Raw genomic sequence first — 14,083 nt, 5'->3', positions numbered from 1 at the left:
AGAGCCTGCGCGGCCTGCTTACCACCGGCGTTCATCGCCTCGAAGTAGGGCACCCCCTGCAACTTCGGAACGAACGCCACCTTGTACGTCTTACCGCCCGCCGCACCGGACGCACCGGTGTCAGGCGACTCGTTCTTCTTCGTGCAACCGGTCAGAGCTATGGCAGCCGTCGTGGCCAGCGCGACGACAGCGGTCAACCGAGGGCGCATGACGCCTCCTGATATCGGGTTCTTGAAACGTTCTAGCTGAGGTGTGAGTCACGTTACGAGCCCGTTAGGGCAGGGTCAAGAGTCGATTCTCAGGGTGCCCTTGATTTCCTCTGAGAGGAGGCCATTTGCCCCAACGCTCAATCTGAGACGTTTCAAAACCGCTCGACCGGTCCATAGGGTGAACGCATGACCGCTCCCTCCACCGATCCGGCCGATTCCGGCGCGCTGCCCGCTTCCGCAGATCTCGTCGGCGTTGCGGCGGCTCCTTCCGCCGACCTTGCGGGCGTGGCGGCGCTGTCTCCTTCCGCCAGGCCGGTGGGTGCGGCGGCTGTCTCTCCTGCAGGGTTGGTGAGCGGTGCTGTGGCTGCTTCTCCTGCCGGTCCGGTGGGTGTTGCGGCGCTAGACACCTTTTACGGTCAGGGTCTGGTGGGGGCTGGTGGGACAGTCCTGTCCCGGGCCGCTTGATCGCCCAGCCGTGCCCGGCGAGCCCTTCCTCGGGCTGTTGATCGTCCAGCCGTGGGCGGTGAACCCTTCCCCGGACCGCGTGATCGTCCAGCCGTGGGCGGTGAACCCTTCCCCGGGCCGCGTGATCGTCCAGCCGTGGGCGGTGAACCCTTCCCCGGGTTGTTGATCGCCCAGCCGTGGCAGGTGAACCCTTCCCCGGACCGCGTGATCGTCCAGCCGTGGGCGGTGAACCCTTTACCGGGCCGGAGGCAGCGATATCCCGGAGCCCGGCTCCGAAAACGGCCGTAGTTGATCGTCCAGCACCGGACCGCGGCGGTAACCGACCCCCGCGACCCCGGCAGCGATCCGAGGCATCCTCGGACCGCACGACGGCAACGACAGGCCATCAGCCGAACGAGCGCCACCACGGCTCAGACGGATGCGGCTGACGGGCCGGGACCCCGACGGCGAAAGCTCTTTAGACACCTGATGGGAGGTCTTTCACGGTCAGGGTGCGAGCCCGCCGGCCATAGGTCCGCCGTGGATTCCAGCTGCCAAAGAATGGCAGCGGGGCCCCTGGCTGAGTTGAAGACCGCCGCCTGGTGAGGGATCTGAGAGCGGTGTTGTGGAGGCCCGGTGTGGTGGGGCCGGTGCTGTGCGGAGGCCGGGGCTGCGGCGGTGAGGTCACACGTTGCTGTTGCGTGCGTCTTTGACGTCGCGGGGGTGACGGTGGGCGTCCACAGCTTCGTTGTGTGGGACCGGGCCGTCGTTGCGGGCGATGTCGGAGCACACGCGAGGCGCTTGTGTGTGTTTCGCGGTGTGCCGGGCGGGTGGGCGGGCGGCGGTACGCGGGACTGTCCGTCGTGATCGTCGGGCGGCCCGGGGGTTGTGCGAGATCCGCGGGCGGCGGGTGGGTAGCGAAGCGGGGCGATCTGCGGGCGGAGGGCAGGCGTTTGAGGACCGACGACGTGACGCAGCTCGTGTCCCTGGTCCAGAGCGTCATGCGCTCCGCCGAGAGCCACACCGAGGTGAGCCCGAGGCTGCCGTACGTCAGCCTGTCCGGAAAACACCCCCGGTGACATGTCACCAAGGGAAACACCCCCGGTGACATGTCGTCCGGCAGCCGGGAAGCAGAAGGCCCTGCCGCGCGTGCGGCAGGGCCTTGCGATCGACGGCCGGTGGACGGCTGTCAGCGAAGCCTCCTGATCAGCACCACCGCTGCCGCGGCGGCGGCCAGCACGACTCCGGCCAGGGCGTACCGCTGCCGCTGATCCACCCGATCCGGGAACGCGCTGATCGTCTCGGCGGCACGCCCTCGCAGGGTGCCTATCGCCTCCGTCGCCCGGCCCGGCAGTGTGCCGATCGCGGTGGTCGCACGCTCCGCGGCCTCGGCGGCTGACTCGGCCAGGTGGGCCCGGGTCTCGGCGGTCGACTGCTTGCGGGCGTGTTCGGTCCCGCCCGCATGGGTGTCGCCCGGACGTGCGGCCTGCATCGCACCGGTGGCCGCCTCCTTGAGCCGGGCCGGGTCCGCCTTGGCAGCCAGGTTACGGGCACCTTCCGCGATCCGGTGGCCCTTCTCCGCGGCGGCGTCGGCGAGCTGGTGGGCCTTGGACGCGGCGGTGCCGGACGGCTGGTCCGTCCGCGTCGCGGTGGCCTCCCTGACCTGCTGTGCCTTGTCGGCGACCGCCTCCCTGACCTGGTTGCTCTTGGCTGTCGCGGCGTCCTTGACCTGCTGGGTCCTCTCCACCGCGGCATCCTTGACCTGCTGGGTCTTCTCGGCCGCGGCGTCCTTGAGTTGCTGACCCTTCTCCGTGGCCGCGTCCTTGACCCGGGCGGGCACGTCCAGCTTCGCGACCAGGGCGGCGGCGGTCTCGCCCATTTCGGCGCGGGTCTGCTCGATCTCGGTCCGCAGCGCCTCGACCCGCTCGGAGGCGTCGTCCGGCTTGCCCTCACGTGCCCGTTCGGCGGCGGCATGGGTGGTGTCCGGGCCCGGTTCCGTGCCGGTCTGCCGCGCCGGCGCGGCGACCTGCTGTCTCGGGCCGCCGGGCTCTGCCGCCGCAGCCTTCGTGCCGGCTTCGTCCCGGACGCCGCTCGCGCCCGCGATCCCGCTTCGGCCGGTGGTGTTCGCGGAGCCGGTGGTCCCGGTTCGGCTCGCGGAGGTTGTGGCCCCGGTGCGGTTCGTCGTCTCGGTGGCGCCCGAGGTCGTCGCTGCTCGCTGCGTTGCGGGCGTTCCGCTGTCCCGGCTGATGTCCGGGGCGGGGGTATCCGGAGTGCCCGACCCTCCGTACAGGTTCTCGTCAGCGCCGGGTGTGGCCGCGCCGCCGGATGGGGCGCCGGTGCCCGAGGTGCTGGGACCGCCCGCTGCGGGGGCCGTGCCCGGTTTACCCGCGCGGCCCGGTGCCGGTGCGGTGCCGGCCTTGGCCGCGGTGCCGGTTGCCGCAGCCGGGTCGCTGGACGGTGGGTGCTGGGTGCCGGGCTTGGGCACCGCTGCCCGGCCGGTCGCGCGGCCCGGTGTCGTACCGGACCCCGTACCGGACCCCGTACCGGACCCCGTACCGGATCGCGGGGCCGCCGGTCCGCCGCTCGGTGCGGGTGTTCCACCGCCACCCGGTGTGGGTGTTCCGCCTCCGGGCTTGGCTCCGGCCGACGGCGTGGCCGACGGTGGCGTGCCCGACGGCGTGCCCGACGGCGTGGCCGGCGGTGGCGTGGCCGACGGCGTGGCCGATGGTGGCGTGGCCGACGGCGTGGCCGATGGTGGCGTGGCCGACGGCGTGGCCGATGGTGGCGTGGCCGATGGTGGCGGTGTCGGCTTCGGTGTGCCGGCGTGGTGCGGCGTCTCCGCTGTGCCGGCCGGCGTCTTCGCCGGGGACGATGCGGGCTTCGCCGCCCCGGGACTGCCTGCGGCCGCGACGGTGGCCGGAGTCACCTTCGGGGCCGCGGGGCTTCTGGCCGCCGATCCGGTCCCGCCGGCGGGCGTCGTGGTGCCGCCTGTGGACGTACGCCCGATGGTCTCGGATTTCTCTGATGAGGCGGGCCCGGCGGTTCCGGACGAGGCCGGTGACGACGAACTGGTCGTCACCGTGCTCCGGGAACCCGGACCCGGGGTGACCGTGCTGTGAGCGCCTTTCACGGCCTGACCTTCTCCCTGTCGCGTGCCGACGCCCGGCCCTGTGGACGACGGGCCGTCGGACGGTGACTTTCCGCTCGGCGGGCCCTCGGCCGGGGCCCGGCTCGACGCGGGTGGCCCTGGCTTGGGCCGGTTGCGGTTGGGGGCGGGGCGGCGTGACTCGGCCCGGCTGCGGTTGGGCGCGCTCATGGCTGTGTCCTGCGCCGGGCCGCGGTCATGATCTCGTTCACGTCGCGGCGTCCGCTGGCGATCGCTGCCTCCGGAGTGGGCGGGACCGCCTGCTGTACCTCGCGCTTTCCGGCGAGGGCGGCGATTCCGGCGCCGCAGAACAGCGCCACCGTCACGATGAGCGCGGCAGCCCACACCGGCATGACCAGCGACAGGGCCGCGCCCACGGTGACCAGCAGCGCGCCGACGCCGTACAGGGCGATCACACCGGCCCCGCCGAGCAGGCCCGCCCCCTTGCCGGCCTTCTTGCCCTTCTCGGTCATCTCTATCCGAGCGAGCGCCAGCTCGTCGCGAACCAGCGTGGTCACCTGCTCGCTGAGCCGGCTCACCAGCTCCGCGGTCGATTGATCCGTTCGTGCGTCTGTGTGGGTCATCGTCCCTCCGTCCTGCACGGTTATCGCTGCAGACGTACCCACACCAATCCTGACTAATCGCCCGCGGTCGGGACCCCGATTCCCGCAAGTGCGGAAGAAGCTTCAGGGAATGCCCGTTATGCGGCTTGGCGCAAGTGGGGGCCCGCTTCACATGAGCATCGGGCGGGTATAACGGTGCCCATGCCTGATGCGCCCGTGCTGCTCGCCGGACGGTACCGGCTGGGCGAGAGCCTGGGCCGCGGAGGGATGGGGGAGGTTCGCCTGGCCCGCGACGAGACGCTGCAGCGAGACGTCGCGATCAAGGAGATCGACCAGCCGGTGGGCACTGACGGAGCGGCGGCGGCGCGGCGCACGCTCAGGGAGGCGCGGGCTGCCGCGAGGATCGGCCATCCCAACGTCGTTCAGGTGTACGACGTACTGCAGCTCGACGACCGCACCTGGATCGTCATGGAGTACGTGCCGAGCCGGTCGCTCCGGGAGGAGATCGCCGAGCAGGGGCCGCTGGATCCGTACCGGGTCGCCCGCATCGGACTCGACCTGCTCGGAGCCCTGCGGACCGCCCACCGTCTCGGCGTCGAGCACCGCGATGTGAAACCGGCGAACGTGCTGCTCGCCGACGACGGCCGGGTGCTGCTCACCGACTTCGGCATCGCGGCCGTCGACGACGACGGGGTGATCAGCCGCTCCGACGTCCTGGTCGGCTCGCCGCAGTTCATGGCTCCGGAACGCGCGCAGGGCAAGGCGAGCGGGCCGGCGGCGGATTTCTGGTCGCTCGGTGCCACGCTGTACGCGGCGATCGAGGGACACGCCCCCTACCAGCGCGGATCGACGATGGCGACGCTCGCCGCACTCGCCACCGAGGAGCCGGATCCGCCGGTTCACGCCGGACCACTGCGCCCGCTGCTCGACGGGCTGCTGGTCAAGGACCCGGCCGCCCGGATGCACGCCGAGGACGCCGAGAGCCTCGCCCGCCAGATCCTCACCGAGCTGAGCGGCGAAACCGAGCCGCCGGCGACGCGCAGGGCGGGCGGGCTGGCGGGCCTGGCCGCGAGCATTCCGGCGGCTTTCCGGATCCCCCGGCCCCGGACCACGGCCGAGTCGGTCGAGTCCTCCGGCGGAGCGGCGGCGGAAGACGGTGGCGGGACCTCCGCGACCTCCGCGACCTCCGCGACCTCCGGGGCCGCCGCGGCCGATCTGGCCGGCAGTGAATCCGGAGCGGGCGTGTCCGACGGGGCCTCCGGCGAGACGCCGCCGGGGCCGGACGCCGTGGAGGGCGACGCCGGCGATCCGGCGGCAGGGGCACACGGCGCTGCCGAGCCGCGCGGCGATGAGCGGGCCGGACCGGAGACCGCCGGGTCGCCGGGCGACTCGGCGGACGTCCCGCCCGACGACGGGGTGGGGGAGCCGCCGACCGCGCCGGCCGCTGCCGCCGTGGGTTTCGTCCCGCGGCAGCGGCGTTCCGGCGTACCGGATGATGAATCGACCGCGGTGACCGCATCTGATCGGCCCAGCCGCCGGGGTGTGCTGATCGGAGCCGCCGCGCTGGCCGTCGTGGTCGCGGCCGGGGCGGGTTGGGCGATGTCGTCCGGGCCGGACGAGCCGGTGGCCAAGCCGCAGCCCTCGGTGACCGCCGCGTCGGCCGGGCCGGCGGCGACGTCCGCGGCTCCGTCGGTGGACGCGGCTCAGCAACCGCCCGCGAGCCCGTCGAGTGCGCCCGCGGCCAGTCCGACCGCCGATGCGGGCACGGACAGCGGCGCACGCCCGCCGCTCCCGGCCGGCTGGCGGGACTACCGGGATCCGACCGGCTTCTCGGTGTACGTGCCGGAGGGCTGGAGCCGGTCGCAGAGCGGATCGATCGTCTACTTCCGCAAGGGCGGGAAGATCCTCGGCATCGATCAGACCGACGAGCCGAGATCGAATCCGGTCAAGGACTGGCAGACCCAGGCACGGAACCGGGTGCGGGGTGGCGACTTCGTGAACTACCAGGAGGTGGGCATCAAAGCTGTCGACTACTTCCGCAAGGCTGCCGACTGGGAGTTCCTGCACACCCGCGACGGCGTACGCAAGCACGTCAACAACCGTGGCACGGTGATTTCCGACGACAAGGCGTACGGCTTCTACTGGGAGACGCCGGAGTCCGAGTGGGCCGCCTCCCAGGCCGACCTGAAACTGATCTTCGAGAGTTTCCAGCCGGCGAAGTGAGCCGGGGGCGGACCGCGCGAGTGCGAGGAATTCATTCTCGGTCCGAGGTGAGTCCTCGTCATGGATTCAGTAGTCGAGGAGCAGTTCGGTACTGATCTTCAGCGGGAATGGCTCGCCGGACACGAGGGTCTCGCCCTGCTTCGCGGCCGCGTGCTCGACACAGGCACCGTCTCGGAGGCGGAACAGGCGCAGGACTACCGATTCGCAGCCGGTGAAGCCTGGTTCGACGAGCAGCAGGTGCCAGGGAATTCTCGCCTCGGCGTAGGCGAGCATCTGAGGGGGCCACCAGGAGGCTCCCGTCGAGCAACTCGGTGAGGTGGTGTGTCTCGCCGAGCGCGAGATAGCCGGCCTCGGCCCAGGGTCAGTCGTGGTCGTCCAGTGTCCCCATGCTCACTGGCAGAGTGTCGCAGGTGTTCATGCCGCCATGGTCGCATGACACGATGTCCCTGAGCAGGATGTGATGCGTCAACAGGGGTGCGTCAACGGGGCTGCGTCATCGGGGGATGGTCTGGCCGGCCGCCCGGGAGGCCTCCACCAGGCGTTCCGCCACCTCGGCGTGGTCGGTGGCGATCAGGCCCACGGTCACCCGCAGGTGTGGTGCGGCGCCCGTCCCGACGACGAAGGCGGTGCCGGCGGCCGCCCCGATGCCGGCGCTGGCGAGGCTGAGCAGGGCCGCCTGCTCGTCGGCCACCGGCAGCCAGAGGTTCAGGCCCTCGCCGGGTGGCAGGTCGATCCCGGCCGCCGACAGACCGGAGGTGATCAGCCGTCGGCGGCGGGCGTACTCGTCGCGGGCGGCGGACACGGCCGCGACCGACGACGGCTCGGTCAGCAGCGTGAGCAGCAGGTGCTGCAGCAGGCGGCTGGTCCAGCCCTGGCCGAGCAGCCGTCGCTCCAGGATCGGGTCGAGCACCGTGGCCGGCCCGCTCACGGCGGCGAGCCGGAGGTCGGGGCCGTGCGATTTGGAGAAACTGCGCACGTGGACGGTCTGCCGGGGCAGTTGCGTGCCGAGGGACAGCAGCGGCCCGGAGGACAGGTCGCCGGCCGAGTCGTCCTCCACCACGTACACCGAAGGATGTTGGGAGAGGACCGCGGCCAGGGACGCGGCCCGCGACGGTGACCACGACGCCCCCGTGGGGTTGAGCGCCCTGGGCTGGAGGAAGACCGCGGCGGGCCGCCGTGTCAGGGCCGTTGCGAGCCGGTCGGGAAGCATGCCCTGAGCGTCGGTGGCGACGCCGACGACACGGACGCCGAGGGTCTCGAGCAGGTCGATCAGCGGCGGGAAGCACGGGTTCTCGACGAGCGCGAGGTCGCCGAGCCGCAGCAGCGCCGTCGCCACATGGTCGACGGCGTCCATCGCCCCGTCGAAGATCGCCAGACGCTCCGGAGGGTACGGCCACCGTTCGCGCAGCAGCGCGCCGAGTTCCGGCAGCACGGGCTCGTCCAGATAGCTGCTCGGAGCGGGCGAGAGCCCGTGCAGGGCCGGCAGCGGCGGCAGCAGTGCCGGATCGGGCACACCGGTCGAGAGATCCAGCCCGAAACCCGAAGTTCGCCGCAGCGCCGCCCGATAACGACCGGGACCGCCGGCGCCCGGGGTGGCCACGACGGTGCCCCGGCGGCCGTCGGTGCGGATGGTCCCCGCACGCCGCAGGAGCTGCCACGCCGAGTTGACGGTGCTGGGGGAGAGGTGCAGTTCGCCCGCGACCGAGCGCACCGGCGGGAGTTTGGCGCCGCCGGCCAGGACGCCGTCGCCGACCGCGCGGCTGACCGCCTCGGCGAGCCCGCGGGCGCTGGCGTCGGACAGTCGTTCCATGACGGCCTGGTAAAACATTATGTGACAGTACAATCGGATCATTGTTCGGTCTAGAGGCGTCACATAATCTCGGTGCATGAATCACATCGCGCACTGGATCGACGGCGCCGAGACCGCGGGCGCCTCCGGCCGGACGGCACCGGTCTTCAACCCGGCCACCGGCGAGCAGATCGCCGAGGTCGACCTCGCGAGCACGGCCGAGGTCGGCGAAGCGGTGAAGAAGGCGAAGGAGGCCGGCCGCGCCTGGCGGGAGGCCTCGCTCTCCAAGCGGTCCGCGGTCCTGTTCAAGTTCCGGGAGCTGCTCGCCTCGCGCACCGGCGAGCTGGCCGCGATCGTCACCCGCGAGCACGGCAAGGTGCTGGCCGACGCCGCCGGCGAGGTCGCCCGCGGCCTGGAGAACGTCGAATTCGCCACCGGCATCCCGCACCTGATGAAGGGCAGCTTCTCCGAGCAGGCCGCGACCGGGGTGGACGTCTACTCGATCCGTCAGCCGCTCGGCGTGGTCGCCGGCATCACGCCGTTCAACTTCCCGGCCATGGTGCCGCTGTGGATGTGCGCCACCGCCATCGCCTCCGGCAACGCGTTCGTGCTCAAGCCGAGCGAGAAGGACCCGTCGGCCGCGCTCTGGCTGGCGAGGCTGTGGAAGGAGGCCGGGCTGCCGGACGGCGTGTTCACCGTGCTCAACGGTGACAAGGAGGCGGTCGACGCCCTCCTGACGCACCCGGACATCGCGGCGGTGAGCTTCGTCGGCTCGACTCCGATCGCCAAGTACATCTACGAGACCGGCACCGCGCACGGCAAGCGCGTGCAGGCCCTCGGCGGCGCCAAGAACCACATGATCGTGCTGCCGGACGCCGAGCTCGACGCGGCCGCCGACGCGGCGATCAGCGCGGGTTACGGCGCGGCCGGTGAGCGCTGCATGGCCATCTCCGTGGTGGTCGCGGTCGGCGACATCGCGGATCCGCTGGTCGAGGCGATCGCGGCGAGGCTTCCCAAGATCAGGATCGGCGATGGTACGGACCCCGCGTCGGAGATGGGTCCGCTGATCAGTGCCCAGCACCGGGACAAGGTCGCGGGCTACATCGAGGCGGGCGCGGCCGAGGGCGCGACCGTGGTGGCCGACGGTCGCTCCGGCGACCTGCCCGAGGACGGCTTCTTCCTGGGTGCGACGCTGCTCGACGACGTCACACCGCAGATGACCGTCTACACCGACGAGATCTTCGGCCCGGTGCTCAGCGTGGTCCGCGTGGACTCGTACGCCGAGGCCGTCCAGCTGGTCAACGACAACGAGTACGGCAACGGCACCGCGATCTTCACCCGGGACGGCGGCGCCGCCCGGCAGTTCCAGTTCGACGTGAACGCCGGCATGGTCGGCGTGAACGTGCCGATCCCCGTCCCGGTCGCCTACTACTCGTTCGGCGGCTGGAAGGCGTCGCTGTTCGGTGACACCCACATGTACGGCCCGGACGGCATCCACTTCTTCACCCGCAGCAAGGTCGTCACGTCCCGCTGGCCCGACCCGGGAACCTCGGCGATCGACCTCGGCTTCCCACAGACTCGATAAGGATGCTTTTGTGAGCAATGAATCGCAGGTGCGCGCGGACGACCGTGCCCACGTGTTCCATTCCTGGTCGGCGCAGGGCCTGATCGACCCGCTGCCCATCGAGAAGGCGCTCGGCAGCCATTTCTGGGACTACACCGGAAAGAAGTACCTCGACTTCTCGTCGCAGCTGGTCAACATGAACATCGGCCACCAGCACCCGCGCCTGGTCGAGGCGATCCAGGAGCAGGCCGCCAAGCTCTGCACCATCCAGCCCGCCTTCGCCAACGACAAGCGCGGCGAGGCGGCCCGGATGATCGCCGAGATCGCCCCGCCCGAGCTGAACAAGGTGTTCTTCACCAACGGCGGCGCCGAGGCGAACGAGAACGCGATCCGGATGGCCCGGCTGCACACCGGCCGGCACAAGGTCCTCTCCGCGTACCGCAGCTATCACGGCTCGACCGCCACCGCGATCACCGCGACCGGCGACCCGCGCCGCTGGCCGAACGAGCCGGTGGCGATCGGCGTGGTGCACTTCTGGGGGCCGTACCCGTATCGCTCGCCGTTCCACTCCGGCAGCGAGGAGCAGGAGACTCAGCGGGCCCTGCAGCACCTGCGCGACACGATCGTCTTCGAGGGACCCGGCACGGTCGCCGCGATCCTGATCGAGACCGTCGTCGGCACCAACGGCATCCTGGTGCCGCCGCCCGGCTACCTGGCCGGCGTGCGCGAGATCTGTGACGAGTTCGGCATCGTGTTCATCGCCGACGAGGTGATGGCGGGCTTCGGCCGGTGCGGAGAGTGGTTCGCGATCGACCGGTGGGGCGTCGCGCCCGACCTGATCACGTTCGCCAAGGGCGTCAACTCCGGATACCTGCCGCTGGGTGGCGTGGTCATCTCCGACGCGATCGCCGAGACCTTCCGGGAGCGCCCGTTCCCGGGTGGGCTCACCTACTCCGGGCACCCGCTGGCCTGCGCGTCCGCAGTCGCGAGCATGCAGATCTTCAAGGAGGAGGGAATCGTCGAGCACGCTCGTGCGCTGGGCGACGACGTCATCGGGCCTCTTCTGAAAGAAATGTCGGACAGACACCCGAGCGTCGGTGAGGTTCGCGGCCTCGGCGTGTTCTGGGCGATCGAGCTGGTCACGGATCGGGACTCCAAGGCGCCTTTGGTACCGTTCAACGCCGCCGGGGCGGCCGCCGCGCCGATGAACGCGGTCGCCGCAGCCTGCAAGGAACGGGGCCTGTGGCCGTTCGTTCACTTCAACCGGCTGCACGTGGTGCCGCCGTGCACGATCACGCCTGAGGACCTGCGTGCCGGCCTCGCGATCATCGACGAGGCGCTGACCGTTGCCGACGGTTATTGCACCGCCTGAAAACCCGGATTACGTAGCTGGAACGGGGTCGGATCTTCTGATTCCGTTTCAGCTTTGGAAATTACTTCGGATTCCCTTGCTAGCTCACTCGCCTGTATGACAAGGTCCCTCCAGTCCGGGTGAGATCGCCCTTGACCGGAAGGCCAAACTCCTGTGAGCACCCCTGTTCCCGTGCTGCGCAACTTCGTCGCCGGGTCCTACATCGACACCGAGGACGGCCTCACGTCCCCGGTGATCGACCCCAGCACCGGGGAGGCGTACGCGCAGGCGCCGGTCTCCTCGGCGCGGGACGTCGAGAGGGCGGTGGCGGCGGCCGCCGAGGGCTTCGAGATCTGGCGCGACAGCACGCCGGCCGAGCGGCAGCGGGCGCTGCTGCGGATCGCCGACGCGGTCGAGGCGCGGTCCGAGGAGATCATCGCGGCCGAGGTGCGCAACACCGGGAAGCCGGTCGAGCCGACCCGCGCCGAGGAGATGGGCCCGCTCCTGGACGAACTGCGTTTCTTCGCCGGGGCGGCGCGCATTCTGGAGGGCAAGTCGGCGGGGGAGTACCTGCGCGACCACACCTCTTTCGTACGCCGAGAGCCGATCGGCGTCTGCGCGCAGATCACCCCGTGGAACTATCCGATGGTGATGGGTGTCTGGAAGTTCGCCCCCGCGATCGCGGCCGGTAACTCGGTCGTGCTGAAGCCGTCGGACACCACACCGGTCAGCACCCTGCTGCTCGCCGAGATCGCGAACGAGGTCCTGCCGCCCGGCGTGCTCAACGTGGTCTGCGGCGACCGGGACACCGGCCGTGCCCTGGTCACCCACCCGACCCCGCAGTTCGTCTCGATCACCGGCTCGACCCGGGCAGGCATGGAGGTCGCCGCGGCCGCCGCGCCCGACCTCAAGCGGGTCCACCTGGAACTCGGTGGCAAGGCCCCGGTCGTGGTCTTCGACGACGTCGACATCGCCGCCACCGCGGCCGCGGTGGCCGGCGCCGGTTACTTCAACGCCGGTCAGGACTGCACCGCCGCCACCCGCGTGCTGGTCCACGAGCGGATCGCCGCCGACTTCACCGCGGCGCTGGCCGAGGCGGCCAGGGCCACGAAGGTCGGCGCGCCCAGCGACCCGGACGCCTTCTTCGGCCCGGTCAACAACGTCGACCAGCTCGACCGGGTCACCGGTTTCCTGAACCGGACGCCGGACCACGCCGAGGTGGTGGCGGGCGGTCACCGCGTCGGCGACCGCGGCTACTTCTTCGCGCCGACCGTGGTGGCCGGTCTGCGCCAGCGGGACGAGATGATCCAGGACGAGATCTTCGGCCCGGTCGTCACCGTGCAGACCTTCACCGACGAGGATCAGGCCGTACGATTCGCCAACGATGTCCGGTTCGGGCTGAGCGCCAGCATCTGGACGCAGAACCACGGCCGGGCCATGCGGGTGTCCCGGCGTCTGGACTTCGGTGCCGTCTGGATCAACACGCACCTACCCTTCGTCTCCGAGATGCCGCACGGCGGATACGGTCACTCCGGTTACGGCAAGGATCTCTCGATGTACGGGTTCGAGGAATACACCCGTATCAAGCACGTGATGAGCTTCAATGACACCCCCGCTCAGAGGTGATAGATGACCACTCCTCCCTCCACGCCGGCCGCACATCCGGCGATCGAGTTCGCCGGCGTGCGCAAGGACTACATCTCGCACGGTGAGGCGGTGCCGGCCGTCAAGAGCCTGGACCTGGCGATCGGACAGGGGGAGTTCTTCTCACTGCTCGGGCCGTCCGGCTGCGGCAAGACGACCACGATGCGGATGATCGCCGGCTTCGAGGAGCCGACCGCGGGCAAGGTGTTCCTCGACGGCAAGGACGTGACCGGGGTCGCGCCGAACAAGCGCGACGTGAACATGGTCTTCCAGTCGTACGCCCTCTTCCCGCATCTGACCGTGCAGCAGAACGTGGCCTTCGGCCTGGAACGCCGCAAGATCGCCAAGGACGAGATCAAGCGGCGGGTCGGCGAGATGCTCGAGATCGTCTCGCTGACCGGCATGGAGCGGCGCCAGCCCAAGGAGATGTCCGGCGGCCAGCAGCAACGGGTCGCGCTGGCCCGGGCGCTGGTCAACCACCCGCGGGCGCTGCTGCTCGACGAGCCGCTCGGCGCGCTGGACCTCAAGCTGCGCCAGCAGATGCAGATCGAGCTCAAGCGGATCCAGCGCGAGGTCGGCATCACCTTCGTCTACGTGACCCACGATCAGGGTGAGGCGCTCACGATGAGCGACCGCATCGCGGTCATGAACGGCGGCCTGATCGAGCAGCTCGGCTCGCCGCGGGACATCTACGAGCGGCCGGCGACCCGCTTCGTGGCCGGTTTCATCGGCACCTCCAACATCATCGACGGAAACGTCAGCTGGTCCGACCAGGGGTACGCGGTGCTCGACAAGGGTCCCGGCGAGCGTGTCGTGGTGCCGGTTCCGGGCGGTGTCGCGGTGGGCCGGAACATCGAGGTCTCCATCCGCCCCGAGAAGATCGACCTGCACCGGACCATTCCCGCCGAGGTCACCGGCAGTCTCCTCTCCGGCGTGGTGTCCGAGGTCGTATACCACGGGACATCGACGAACTACACAGTGGTGACCTCCGCTGGAACCGACTTCGTGGTGTTCGATCAGAATGCTCACGATGCAGAGGACGTCGCGTCTCGCGGTGAGCGCGTCTTCCTCACATGGGCCCCGCAGCACTCGTACCCGATCGGAGTCTGATGTTCCCCACCGATAAGCCGAGCCCCTCCCTCCTGCGAGGC

At 70.6% G+C, this 14,083-nt stretch carries 10 protein-coding genes and 1 pseudogene; 6 read left to right on the top strand and 5 right to left on the bottom strand.

What is annotated here, in order from left to right:
• Positions 1-209, bottom strand: a pseudogene (locus CLV67_RS27095) (autoinducer 2 ABC transporter substrate-binding protein); the annotation flags it as partial.
• 1,633 nt (positions 210-1,842) lie between these two features.
• Positions 1,843-3,138: a DUF3618 domain-containing protein gene (locus CLV67_RS27090; RefSeq protein WP_106323180.1), complete on the bottom strand. Its 1,296-nt coding sequence runs from the start codon at positions 3,136-3,138 to the stop codon at positions 1,843-1,845.
• A gap of 148 nt (positions 3,139-3,286) precedes the next feature.
• Between CLV67_RS27090 and CLV67_RS27085 the strand changes: the two genes are divergently transcribed.
• Positions 3,287-3,772 carry a hypothetical protein gene (locus CLV67_RS27085; protein ID WP_106323178.1) on the top strand — a complete coding sequence of 162 codons (486 nt, stop codon included), beginning with the start codon at positions 3,287-3,289 and terminating at the stop codon, positions 3,770-3,772.
• Positions 3,773-3,965: 193 nt separating this feature from the next.
• Here the strand turns inward: CLV67_RS27085 and CLV67_RS27080 are convergent, their stop codons facing one another.
• Positions 3,966-4,382, bottom strand: a complete 417-nt coding sequence (locus tag CLV67_RS27080; protein WP_106323176.1) for a phage holin family protein — start codon at positions 4,380-4,382, stop codon at positions 3,966-3,968.
• Between the two features lie 180 nt (positions 4,383-4,562).
• On the opposite strand from CLV67_RS27080, the gene CLV67_RS53580 reads away from it, so the two are divergent.
• Positions 4,563-6,584, top strand: a complete 2,022-nt coding sequence (locus CLV67_RS53580) for a serine/threonine-protein kinase (protein ID WP_239166513.1) — start codon at positions 4,563-4,565, stop codon at positions 6,582-6,584.
• 66 nt (positions 6,585-6,650) lie between these two features.
• Here the strand turns inward: CLV67_RS53580 and CLV67_RS53575 are convergent, their stop codons facing one another.
• Positions 6,651-6,857, bottom strand: coding sequence for a hypothetical protein (locus CLV67_RS53575; protein ID WP_239166514.1), 207 nt, complete (start codon positions 6,855-6,857; stop codon positions 6,651-6,653).
• A 220-nt stretch (positions 6,858-7,077) separates the two neighbouring features.
• Positions 7,078-8,412: an aminotransferase class I/II-fold pyridoxal phosphate-dependent enzyme gene (locus CLV67_RS27065; protein ID WP_239166515.1), complete on the bottom strand. Its 1,335-nt coding sequence runs from the start codon at positions 8,410-8,412 to the stop codon at positions 7,078-7,080.
• 58 nt (positions 8,413-8,470) lie between these two features.
• On the opposite strand from CLV67_RS27065, the gene CLV67_RS27060 reads away from it, so the two are divergent.
• The 4 genes from CLV67_RS27060 to CLV67_RS27045 all read left to right on the top strand — a co-directional run bounded on the left by CLV67_RS27060 (position 8,471) and on the right by CLV67_RS27045 (position 14,042).
• The gene (locus tag CLV67_RS27060) at positions 8,471-9,958 is read left to right on the top strand and encodes a CoA-acylating methylmalonate-semialdehyde dehydrogenase (protein ID WP_106323172.1); all 1,488 of its coding nucleotides are present in this window, start codon (positions 8,471-8,473) and stop codon (positions 9,956-9,958) included.
• A 10-nt stretch (positions 9,959-9,968) separates the two neighbouring features.
• On the top strand, positions 9,969-11,309 hold the full coding sequence (locus tag CLV67_RS27055) for an aspartate aminotransferase family protein (RefSeq protein ID WP_106323170.1): 1,341 nt from the start codon (positions 9,969-9,971) through the stop codon (positions 11,307-11,309).
• Between the two features lie 153 nt (positions 11,310-11,462).
• Positions 11,463-12,914, top strand: a complete 1,452-nt coding sequence (locus CLV67_RS27050) for a gamma-aminobutyraldehyde dehydrogenase (protein WP_203737261.1) — start codon at positions 11,463-11,465, stop codon at positions 12,912-12,914.
• 3 nt (positions 12,915-12,917) lie between these two features.
• Positions 12,918-14,042 (top strand): ABC transporter ATP-binding protein, encoded by a 1,125-nt coding sequence (locus CLV67_RS27045; protein WP_106323166.1) that lies wholly within the window; start codon positions 12,918-12,920, stop codon positions 14,040-14,042.
• Positions 14,043-14,083 lie beyond the last annotated feature (41 nt).

Origin of the sequence: Actinoplanes italicus, from assembly GCF_003001815.1 — a bacterium.
Lineage (GTDB): Bacteria > Actinomycetota > Actinomycetes > Mycobacteriales > Micromonosporaceae > Actinoplanes > Actinoplanes italicus.
Note: the sequence above shows the minus strand (reverse complement) of the source record. Positions and strands in the feature narration are given on the sequence as shown.

Bases quoted from the DNA above. Each gene is read 5' to 3' on its own strand.
- CLV67_RS27080 (WP_106323176.1), bottom strand. From the start codon at position 4,382: ATGACCCACACAGACGCACGAACGGATCAATCGACCGCGGAGCTGGTG.
- CLV67_RS53580 (WP_239166513.1), top strand. From the start codon at position 4,563: ATGCCTGATGCGCCCGTGCTGCTCGCCGGACGGTACCGGCTGGGCGAG.
- CLV67_RS53575 (WP_239166514.1), bottom strand. From the start codon at position 6,857: ATGCTCGCCTACGCCGAGGCGAGAATTCCCTGGCACCTGCTGCTCGTC.
- CLV67_RS27065 (WP_239166515.1), bottom strand. From the start codon at position 8,412: ATGTTTTACCAGGCCGTCATGGAACGACTGTCCGACGCCAGCGCCCGC.
- CLV67_RS27060 (WP_106323172.1), top strand. From the start codon at position 8,471: ATGAATCACATCGCGCACTGGATCGACGGCGCCGAGACCGCGGGCGCC.
- CLV67_RS27045 (WP_106323166.1), top strand. From the start codon at position 12,918: ATGACCACTCCTCCCTCCACGCCGGCCGCACATCCGGCGATCGAGTTC.